At 74.2% G+C, this 9,465-nt stretch carries 8 protein-coding genes; 3 read left to right on the top strand and 5 right to left on the bottom strand.

The window, feature by feature from the left end; genetic code table 11:
* Positions 1 to 7: 7 nt before the first annotated feature.
* Positions 8 to 592: a sigma-70 family RNA polymerase sigma factor gene (locus VKV26_25250; protein ID HLZ73225.1), complete on the bottom strand. Its 585-nt coding sequence runs from the start codon at positions 590 to 592 to the stop codon at positions 8 to 10.
* A gap of 261 nt (positions 593 to 853) precedes the next feature.
* Between VKV26_25250 and VKV26_25255 the strand changes: the two genes are divergently transcribed.
* Together VKV26_25255 and VKV26_25260 are read left to right on the top strand one after the other, a co-directional pair.
* The gene (locus tag VKV26_25255; protein HLZ73226.1) at positions 854 to 2,242 is read left to right on the top strand and encodes an ATP-binding protein; all 1,389 of its coding nucleotides are present in this window, start codon (positions 854 to 856) and stop codon (positions 2,240 to 2,242) included.
* A 164-nt stretch (positions 2,243 to 2,406) separates the two neighbouring features.
* Positions 2,407 to 3,153 carry a metalloregulator ArsR/SmtB family transcription factor gene (locus VKV26_25260; protein ID HLZ73227.1) on the top strand — a complete coding sequence of 249 codons (747 nt, stop codon included), beginning with the start codon at positions 2,407 to 2,409 and terminating at the stop codon, positions 3,151 to 3,153.
* On the opposite strand, the gene VKV26_25265 is transcribed toward VKV26_25260, so the two are convergent.
* Together VKV26_25265 and VKV26_25270 are read right to left on the bottom strand one after the other, a co-directional pair.
* The gene (locus VKV26_25265; GenBank protein ID HLZ73228.1) at positions 3,150 to 4,724 is read right to left on the bottom strand and encodes a hypothetical protein; all 1,575 of its coding nucleotides are present in this window, start codon (positions 4,722 to 4,724) and stop codon (positions 3,150 to 3,152) included. The two genes, VKV26_25260 and VKV26_25265, sit on opposite strands and share 4 nt — an antisense overlap.
* 95 nt (positions 4,725 to 4,819) lie before the next feature.
* Complete coding sequence (locus VKV26_25270) at positions 4,820 to 6,019, bottom strand: amidohydrolase (protein HLZ73229.1); 1,200 nt, start codon at positions 6,017 to 6,019, stop codon at positions 4,820 to 4,822.
* Positions 6,020 to 6,281: 262 nt separating this feature from the next.
* Between VKV26_25270 and VKV26_25275 the strand changes: the two genes are divergently transcribed.
* Positions 6,282 to 6,944 (top strand): hypothetical protein, encoded by a 663-nt coding sequence (locus VKV26_25275; GenBank protein ID HLZ73230.1) that lies wholly within the window; start codon positions 6,282 to 6,284, stop codon positions 6,942 to 6,944.
* A 92-nt stretch (positions 6,945 to 7,036) separates the two neighbouring features.
* On the opposite strand, the gene VKV26_25280 is transcribed toward VKV26_25275, so the two are convergent.
* The gene (locus tag VKV26_25280; GenBank protein ID HLZ73231.1) at positions 7,037 to 7,852 is read right to left on the bottom strand and encodes a hypothetical protein; all 816 of its coding nucleotides are present in this window, start codon (positions 7,850 to 7,852) and stop codon (positions 7,037 to 7,039) included.
* A gap of 82 nt (positions 7,853 to 7,934) precedes the next feature.
* Positions 7,935 to 9,465, bottom strand: a 1,531-nt coding sequence (locus VKV26_25285) for a hypothetical protein (GenBank protein ID HLZ73232.1), incomplete at its 5' end; no start/stop codon positions are given.

Consider the following 9,465-nt stretch of genomic DNA (forward strand, 5'->3'; position numbering starts at 1 on the left):
CTTGCCATTACTCCACCTCCAGCAGCTCGCGCAGCGTCTTCATCGCCCGGTAGACCAGTTGCTTCGTAGCGGCCTCGCTGCGGCCAATGATCGCGCCGACCTCCGCGTGCGAGAGATCGCGCCCAAAGCGCAGTGTCACCGCCCGCCGCTGCAGGGCCGGCAACCGCGCCACGGCGGCCCAGGCCGCTCCCAACTCCTCGTCGAGCAGCACCGCGTCCTCCGGCGCCGTCGCAGCGGCGTCGGTGGGCTCGTAGCCGCCCTCGCCGATGCCGTCCAGCGAGACGGGCGCGGCGCCGGCGCGGCGCCGATCGATCACCGCGTTGCGCGCGATGCGGAACAGCCAGGCGCCGAAGGGCGCCCCGCGCCACTCGAAGCGCCCCAGCGCTTCGAAGGCGCGATGAAAGGTCTGGGCGGTGACGTCTTCCGCCTCGGCGTGATCGCCCAGGCGGCGGAAGGCGAAACGGTAGACGCGCAGCACGTAGCGGTCGTACAGCTCGCCGAAGGCCTCGGGGTCGGAGACCGCCCGGGCGACCAGCGCGGCCTCGTGCGCCAGCTCGCCCGCATCCGGGCGGAGCGGTGTGTCCACCTGCATTTGTGTTCTCCTGTATGCGTCCGCGCCTGTACAGGGTACAACGGTGATCGCCGGCTAACGTAACGCGGGTACGATGCAGAGGGCGCAGGGCGTGGGGCGCAGGAGGCTGGCAGCCGTGGGCGCTCAGTTCGAGGTGAAAACGCCCCGGCGCACAGCCGGGCGGCTGAAGTCGCTCCTACGCCCTCCGCCCTGCGCCCTGCACCCTCTATTCCCCATTCCCCGTTCCCTATTCCCTCCCACGTTCCCTCGCGCCGGTGCCGCGTGCTGAGGCCGGCCGCCTTGCTGCCCGTGCTGGCCTTCGCGGCCGGATTGCTCGGCGTTGCGCTGCTGGGCGGCCCGACGTTTGATCGCGTAGGCCTGATCGCCGCCATGCTGCTGGCCGGCCTCGTGGCTGTTGCCCTGGCGCTGGCGCTGGCGACCTACGCGGTCCGCGAACAGCGCCGCGGTCTGCAGCAGCTCGTAGCCGCCGCGCGCCGGCTGGCCGAGGGGCGCTTCAGCGGCGCGCCGCCCGCCGTGCGCAGCCCGGAATTGCGACCGCTCGCGGCGGCCTTCAACGCGGTTGCGCAGAACCTCGGCCGGGCCGTGCAGCAGACCGAGGCGGAACGGCAACGCCTCGCCGCCGTGCTGGGCCGCAGCGCCGACGGCGTGCTCGCCGTGGACGGCGAGGCCCACCTGCGCTATTTGAACGCCGCGGCGCGGCGGTTGCTCGTGGTCGCGCCCAGCGTCTCGCCGGAGGCGCCGGGCGACCAATCGTTCGTCTCCGTGGTGCGCGACCACGAGCTGGCGGACCTGCTGGAGCAGTGCCGTGCAGAACAGGCGCAGGTAACGCGCGTGCTGCGGCTGGGCGCCGAGGGCCGCGACGTGGAAGCGATCTTCCTGCCGCTGCAGGGCGCCGGCGACTGGCGCTACCTCGGGCTGCTGCATGACCTCAGCGAGATCCGGCGCGGCGAAGGGCAGCGGCGCGACCTGGTCAGCAACCTCTCGCACGAGCTGCGCACGCCGCTCGCCTCGATCAAGGCCGTCGTGCAGGTGCTCGCCGACGGCGGTTTGGGCGATGACGACGAGGTGCGAGCGCTGCTGGCCGGCGTCGACCACGAGGTGGACCGCCTCACGCAACTGGTGGAAGAGATGCTGGAGCTGAGCCGCATCGAGTCCGGCGAGGCGCCGCTGCACTGTGAAGCCGTGGAGGCGGCGCCGCTCTGCGCGGAGGCGGTGCGGCGCCTCGCGGCGCAGGCGGAACGGGCAGGCGTCAGCCTGCGCTGGCAGGCGGAAGCCGGAATGCCGGCCCTGCACGCCGATCGCGAGCGGCTGCTGCGGGCGCTGATCAACCTCGTCCACAACGCGATCAAGTTCACACCCGCGGGCGGCGCGGTGACGGTGGAAGCGCGGCAGCAGGGCGCGTGGGGCGAGATCGCGGTGCGCGACACGGGCATCGGCATCCCGCCGGCCGAGCAGGAACGGATCTTCGAGCGGTTTTACAAGGTCGATCGGGCGCGGGCTTCGACCGGCACGGGCCTCGGCCTGGCGATCGTCAAGCACACGGTCCGCGCCCACGGCGGCCGCGTCGAGGTGGAGAGCAGCCCCGGCACGGGCACCAGCTTCCGCCTCTTCATTCCCTTCGAGCCGCACGCGCCTGAAGACGGCGCATAGCCCTGCACGGTCTCTGCTGCCCGCTCGCGGATGCCGACCGCTCGCCGCGGCGGCACACATCACCCGCCAGCGGTGCATTGCATAGATGCGCAACAGCAGATGTATAGTGTTCGGGGCATCGCGCGGCAGAGGCGGCGCAGCCGGACGCACAGGAGGGGCGCGGGATGGAGCATGAGAATCGGGCGCGGCGCCTGGCCGGGCTGGCGGACGTGCTGGCGGATACCACACGGCTGCGCATCCTTGAGACCCTGCTGGCGGGCGAAGCCACGGTCAGCGACCTGGCGGCGCGGCTGGCGCTGCCGCAGCCGCGCGTCAGTGCACACCTGGCGCGGCTGCGCCGGGCCGGGCTTATCCAGACGATCGCCGCCGGCCGCCAGCGCACCTGCGGGGTAGACGCCGACCGCGTGCGCCCGGCGCTGGAGGCGCTCGGCCGCCTCGCGGGCATGCCGGACGTAGCGCCGCGGCGCAGCGCCCAGGCCGAACGGCTGGTGCGCAACGACGCGCCTATGCGCCAGGCGCGCCGCTGCTACGATCACCTGGCCGGTGTGGCGGGCGTCGGCCTGCTGGACGAATTGCTGGCGCGCGGCTGGCTGACGCCGGCAGAGGCACGGCCGGGATTCGTCCTCTCGCCGGCAGGAAGCGCGGCGCTGGAGGCCCGCGGCGTGGACGTGGCCGCCGCGATTCGCGCCCGCCGCCGCTTCGCCACCGCCTGCCTCGACTGGACCGAGCGACGGCCGCACCTCGGCGGGGCGCTGGGCGCGGCGATCCTCGGCGGGCTGCTCCAGGCGAAGCTCGCGACGGCGTGCGACGGGGATCGCGCGTTGCGGCTGCACGGCAGGCCGATCGCCTGGCTGGAAGGCACGGCGGCCGGTCGCGCGAGCGCCGGCGGGACAGCGCCGCGCGGCGTCTAACAGGTGGGCCGCGGGAACTGCTCGCCGGGCACCGGCGTGCACGGGCCGCGCCGTGCCGGCGCTGCTGCACCGGTGACGGGCGCCGCAGCCACCGTGGACGTCGTTGGCGCGGTCGCCGCCGCCGGGGCGCGCGTCGGGCTCAGCGCGGCGGGGCTGGCGGCCGGGGCGGCGGTGCGCGTGGCCGCGGGGCGCGTGGCGGTGACGGCGGCAGGCGGCGCGGTAGCTGCCGTGCGCGGCGGCGCCGTGGCCGCAACCGGCGGCGGCGCGGGCGCCGGCGGCAGCGCGGCGCAGGTCACGTCGTCGGGGATGCTGTAGGTTTCGCCGGCGCCGATACGGTAGTCCGGCGCCCGCGGCGGCACCGGCTCGTGATTCAGGTTCGCCGACTCGAAACAGGCGCGGGTGAGATCGAAGCGGTCGCCGATCACCGACAGCGAATCGCCGGGCTGCGCCGTGTAGCTGCACGGCTTGCTTTCAGGGCCGCCGCTGCAGGCCGGCAGATTCGTGAGGCTGGAGGGCGTGGCGGAAACCCGAGGCGTGGGCGACGCGCCCGGTGTCGGGCTGGCGGCGGGTCTCTCCGTTGCGGCGGGCGTTGCGCTGGGCGCCTCGACCGCCGCGGTTGCGGCCGGCGCCGCCGACGTCGAGGGCGGCGTGGGAAGCTGCGTGCGCACGGCCGCGGCGTTGGCCGCGGGGTTCCTGGCCGCCTTGTTGCCGCTGCCGCCGCGCGAAACGGCCAGAGCGATGGCGCCGGCCGCGATCACCCCCAGGATCACGGCGCCGATCACGGCGAGCGGCACCAGCCAGCCCGGCCGCACCGCCGCCCCTCCAGCCGCGGCCGGCGCGACGGCAGGCGCCGCGCCAGCGGCCGGCAGATGCAGCAACGCCACGGCGGCGCCCTCGGCATCCGGCAGATCGGCGGCCAGGCCGGAGAGTTCATCGGCCGCGCCGTCGGGGCCGTACTCTTCGAAGACCGCCGCGATCACGCGCCCGCCGAGGCCGCGAGCGACGCGTTCCGACGCAACCAGCAGCGCGTCACCCGGCTGCAGGCGCTCGGCCAGGGCGACGGCCTGCTCCGCACCCTCGTCGAGCCACACCCGTGGATCGTCGTCGCTCGCCTGGGTGAGCCGGTGCGTCGCGCCCGCGCGCTGCAGGAAGACGGCGCCGTGACCGGCGGCCGCTACGGTGATCGTGCCCTCTTCCACGATCGCCGCCGTAAGGGCCACGCCGGCGCCCGGAGCGCTGCCCGGCAGGGCCGCCAGGCGGCGAGCGCCCTCGGCGGCGGCCTGCAGGCCGGCGTCGAGCAGATCTTCGGGCAGCGCATCGGACGCGGCGCCGGCGATCACCGCCTCGATCCGGCCCAGCGCTTCGGCGGCCTGCGCCTCGGCCGAGGCGGGGTCGCCGATCCCCTCGGCCACCGCCAGCAAGACGCGCTCGCCGCCCTCACCCAGCGGAAAGCGGCGTGCCACGGCACGCGCGGCGGGCGTGGCGCCAGCTTGCGCGGCGCTGGCCGGCGCGAACGAGGCCGTCAGCACGGGCAGCGAGCCGGCGGCGTTGCGGGGATAGCGTCGCGTCATCGTCTCCTGACCTGGCTTTGGATAACCGCACGGCCAGCGAACGGCGCCGCCGCCTCAGCCGGTTGGCGCGGCTCCCGATGCGCCCCGCCCCACGTTTACGCCGGCTGCCGGCCGCCGATCAGGTCGGTGACCAGCGAGATGTAGTAGGCGACACCATACGGCAAGGCGGCTTCATCGAGGAAGAAGCCGGGGCTGTGGCTGGCGGAGGTGCGACGGCCCGATCCCGGCGTGCCCACGCCCAGCGAGGCGAAGGCGCCGGGCACGCGCTGCAGGTAGTAGGAGAAGTCCTCGGCCGGCATGATCGGCTCCGGCGTGAACACCTGCTCGTCGCCCACCACCCGCGCCGCCGCCCGCCGCGAGACCTGCGCCATCTCCACGTCGTTGATCGTCACGGGATAGCCGAAGCGATACTCCAGCTCGGCGGCGGCGCCGTACATCGCCGCGGCCGGCTCGATCGCGGCGCGGATGTGCTCGGGGATCTCCTTGCGCAGCGCCTCGTCGAAGCAGCGCACCGTGCCGCTCATCGTCAGCAGCTCGGGGATGATGTTCTCCTTGGTGCCGGCATGCACCTGGCCGATGGTGATGACCGCGGGCTGCACGGCGGGCAGCTTGCGGCTGACGATCTGGTGGATGGCGTTGATCGCCATGCCGCCGGCGGCGATCACGTCGATCGCGCGGTGGGGCATCGCCGCGTGGCCGCCCTGGCCGCGGATCGTGATGTGAAACGTGTCGGCAGAGGCGGCGCGCGGCCCGCCCGCGACGGCCAGCGAGCCCACGGGCAGCACGTCGCCCTGGTGCAGGCCGAAGATGCAATCGACGTGCGGATCTTCCAGCACGCCGGCCTCGATCATCGGCCTGGCGCCGCCGGGCGGCAGCTCTTCGGCCGGCTGGAAGATGAAGACGACGTTGCCCGCCAGCTCGTCACGCAGGGCGCGCAGCGCCTCGGCCGCTCCCAGTAGCATCGCCGTGTGCGAATCGTGGCCGCAGGCATGCATCACGCCCTCGCGCTGGGAGGCGAAGGGCAGGCCGGGTTCTTCGCGCAGCGGCAGGGCGTCCATATCGGCGCGCAGGCCGATGCTGCGGCCCGCCTTGCCGCCGCGCAGCACGGCCTTGATGCCGTGGCCCGCGATGCCGGTCTGCGGCTCGTAGCCGAGGGCGCGCAGGCGATCGGCGACGAAGGCCGCCGTCTCACGCTCCTGGAAGCTCAGCTCCGGGTGCTGGTGAATCTGCCGCCGCGCGGCGAGCACGTTTTCATCGGTGGCGTGGGCGAGTTGCCAGATCCGTTCAATGTCCATGGCCGCTATCTTCGCGGCCCCGGCGCGCAGGTGCAAGCGGGCGCGCCGCACGCCGCTTCGATGCACTATCGCCGCTCCGCGGCACGCTTCGGCAAGCCGCGTCTGCCTTGGGGCTCTCAGACTACCCTCCCTCATGTCCCATATGTCCCACGAGTCACATGAGGGGAAGGGACAGCCGAGCCTGAGCGAGGCAGGGGTGGGCCGCGCCGGTTGACAGCGCACGGCATGCGCAGTAGGTAATGGAGCACCGCGGAGGTGTCCCATGCCCGCCCGCCGTCGGCCGCTCGTCCGGCTCGCGCTCGCCGTCGCGTTCGGCGGCCTGCTGACCGCGCTTGCCGCGGCGCCGGCGCGGGCGCAGTTGCCGCCGCCGACCAGCGCGCTGTCCGCGTTCGCGACCGACGCGATCGACGGCCAGGGGGTGGTGGTGAGCTGGAGTGTGGGCGCAATCGCCCTGCACTCCGACGCCTTCATCGTCTTTCGCCGCAACGCGCTGCTGAGCGGCGACAGCGGCGCGGCGATCTACCCGGCGGCCAACACGGTGCGCGGCTACACGGACTACGGGCTGGCGAATGCCGGCCTCTACTGCTACCGCGTGGCGGCAACGCTTGGCGGGCAGTACACCTACGCCTCTGCCGAATCGTGTGTCACGTTCTCGCCGGGCGTGGCGGGCACGGCCCGGCCGATCATCGGCGCCGGCTGCAACCGCTTCTATGTGGCGCTGCAGCCGGGCACGGCGATGGCCGCGATCGCGGCGCGCTTCGACCCGTCCAGCGCCGTGGTTTCGCTGTGGCGCTTCGTGCCGGACACGGGCGCCTTCGCGGCCGGCTTCTTCGCCAACCCGACCACGCCCACCGACTTCACCACCCTGCCCGCCTCGCCCGAGTTCGAAGTGGCCTGCCTGAACCGGCCGGCAACGTACCACTGACGCGCGGAGGGAGCAGCGCACGAAGAAGGGACAGGCCGTTGGGCCTGCCCCTTCGCTTCGCCGCGTCCAGGCTCTTGCGAGCCTGATCGGGCCTACCGGCTCTTGCGGAGAGCGATGAGGCCGGAGGCGCCGAGCAGCCCCGCGCCCAGCAGCAGGCTGAGCAGGGCCAGCGCCCGCGGGCCACCGGCCGTGGCCGCGCCACTGCCCGTGTTGGGCAGCACCACCGCCGCCGGCCGCGCCGCCGCCGCCGGCTTCTGCGCCGCTGGGGCCGCCGCCGGCTTCTGCGCCGCCGGCGCACTGGGCCGCTGCCCCTGCGCCGCCGTGGCGCTGGGCCGCGCCGTCGCCGTCCGCGCCGGCGTCGCGCTCGGCCGCGGCGGCGGCGGCGGTGGCGGCGCCGTCGTCGGCCGCGTCGTCGGCGGCGGCGGCGGCGTGCTCGGCGCCGGCGTCGCCGTCGGCGCACTCACCGTCAGGTTGAGGCTGACCGCCGTGCCCGGCACCGAAGGTAACGTGCCCGCGGGGCTGGCCGGCATGCCGCCCACCGTGAAGCTGACACTGGCGCCCGCCGTCGTGCAGCCCTGGATCGCCTGCACGTCCACCGTGTACTGCCCGGCACTGACCGTGCCCGAGCCGCACAAGACGCCGCCGATGCTGGCCGTCACCACCGTGCCCGGCAAGGCCGACCCCGCAGCCGGGCTGACGCTGCCGAAGAAGCGCGCCGAGGGCACCGCCGCCGGCCCGCCCACATTACTGGCCGGCGTCGGCCCGCTGGCCGTGGCCGTCGGCGTGGCGCTGCCGCCGGTCTGCGCCGCCACCGGACCCGGCCCCGCCGCGCTCAGCGCCAGGCCGCCCAGCAGCGCCGCCGCCCCCAGCAGCGCCCCCAGCCGGGTTGCGTTGCTCCATCTGCTCATGAATGCGGTTCCCCTTCTGTTCCTCCCCTTCCCCCGCTGGCGGCGGCCCGCAGGGCGCGGACCGCCGCCGGCCCGGCGCCCGTTAGAAGGCGCCGGTGGGGAAGGTGCCACTGGCACTGACACAGATGAACAGCGACTGGCTGGGGCCCGTGGTGCTGAAGTCGGTCGGCGCCCCCGCCGTGCTGAAGAAGCCCGCCTGGAAGGCGTGCAGGCTGTTGTCGAAGCGCCACACGCTGACCACGATGCCGCCCGGCTGCACCTGGCCGACGATCGTGCTGACCGGCGTGCCCGCCGCCGTGTTCGCCGCCGTGATCACCTCGTTGCAGCCACGCGACAGCGCCACCGTCGCCGCCTGCGGCGCCAGCGACACCGTCGTCGTCGCCTGCGCCGTGGCGCCGGTGAAGTCGCCGACGAAGTTGGCCACCACGATCGCCGTGCCGGCCGCGCCGCCGCCGAACAGCGTCGCCTGCGCCGTGACACAGGCCGAGAGGCTGAACAGCGGGTTCAGCCCCAGCGTGGGGATCAGGATCACCGGGCTGGTCGCCGGCAGCTGGCCGCAGTGCACGCTGAAGATCTGCTGGCCGCCGCCCTGCGCCGCCGTGGTGTTGCCGAAGACGCCGGAACTGGTGCTGAAGGTGACCACGCCCGACTCGGCGCCCGCCACCGTCTGGATGAAGCTGCCGCCGGCGCCCAGGCAGATGACGAAGCCCGTGCCCGAGGCCGTGCCCACCGCGATCGGCGCGGTCACGGTCGAGCAGGTGTTGGCCACGCCATGGTACAGCGCCGCCGTCAGTGTGCTGCCCGCGCCCGTGCCCGAGGCCGCCGAGATCGTCGCCGGGCTGGGCGTCAGCGTCATGGCGTAGGCCGGCACCGTCAGCCCGATCGTCGTCGTGTTCGTGCTGATCGGCGCCGTGGCCGCCGGGCCCGGCACCGCCCCCGCCAGCGCCGTCAGGGACGGGAAGCGGTTGTAGGTCGCCGAGAGCGTGATCACCGGCGAGCTGGCGCCGATCAGCGGGAAGCTGGCGCCGCCGCGCAGCGCCACGTGCACCGTGTTCGCCGGGTTGGGCGTGGCGAAGGTGCAGGTCAAGGCCGCCACGCAGGCGCCGGAGGGCAGCAGGTTCGCCCCCTGGCAGCCCTCGAAGATCGTGGTCGAGCCGCAGCTCACCGTGAAGTTGGAGGCGTTGCTCTCCAAAATCGTGGCCACGCCCGAGGTCAAATTGAAGGTGATCGTGCCGCCGTCGATCGTACTGGGGTCGGCGTCCTGGCCGGCGGTGGCCGTGGCCGCGGGCACGTCCTCGAAGACGGCGCCGCACAGCACCACGCCGTTGGGCGTGGTGATCGACAGCGCCCCCGGCGCCACCGCGCCGGCGGAGAGGATCGCCGCCGGCGAGGCGACCTGGTTGCTGGTGATGATGCTGCCGCCGGTGATCGTGGGGAAGGCGATGTCCGTCGCCAGCGTGCTGTTGGCGCAGCCGATCGCCGCCTGCGTCGGCGCCGCCGCCTCTACATGGCTGGCCCGGTGGCTCGTCACCACCCCGCCCAGCACCACGGCCAGCGCCCCCGCTCCCACCAACGCGAGAATCCGCTTGCGGATACTCAAGGTGCTACTCCTG

The sequence above is a fragment of the Dehalococcoidia bacterium genome (genome assembly GCA_035310145.1).
In the GTDB taxonomy this organism is placed as follows: domain Bacteria; phylum Chloroflexota; class Dehalococcoidia; order CAUJGQ01; family CAUJGQ01; genus CALFMN01.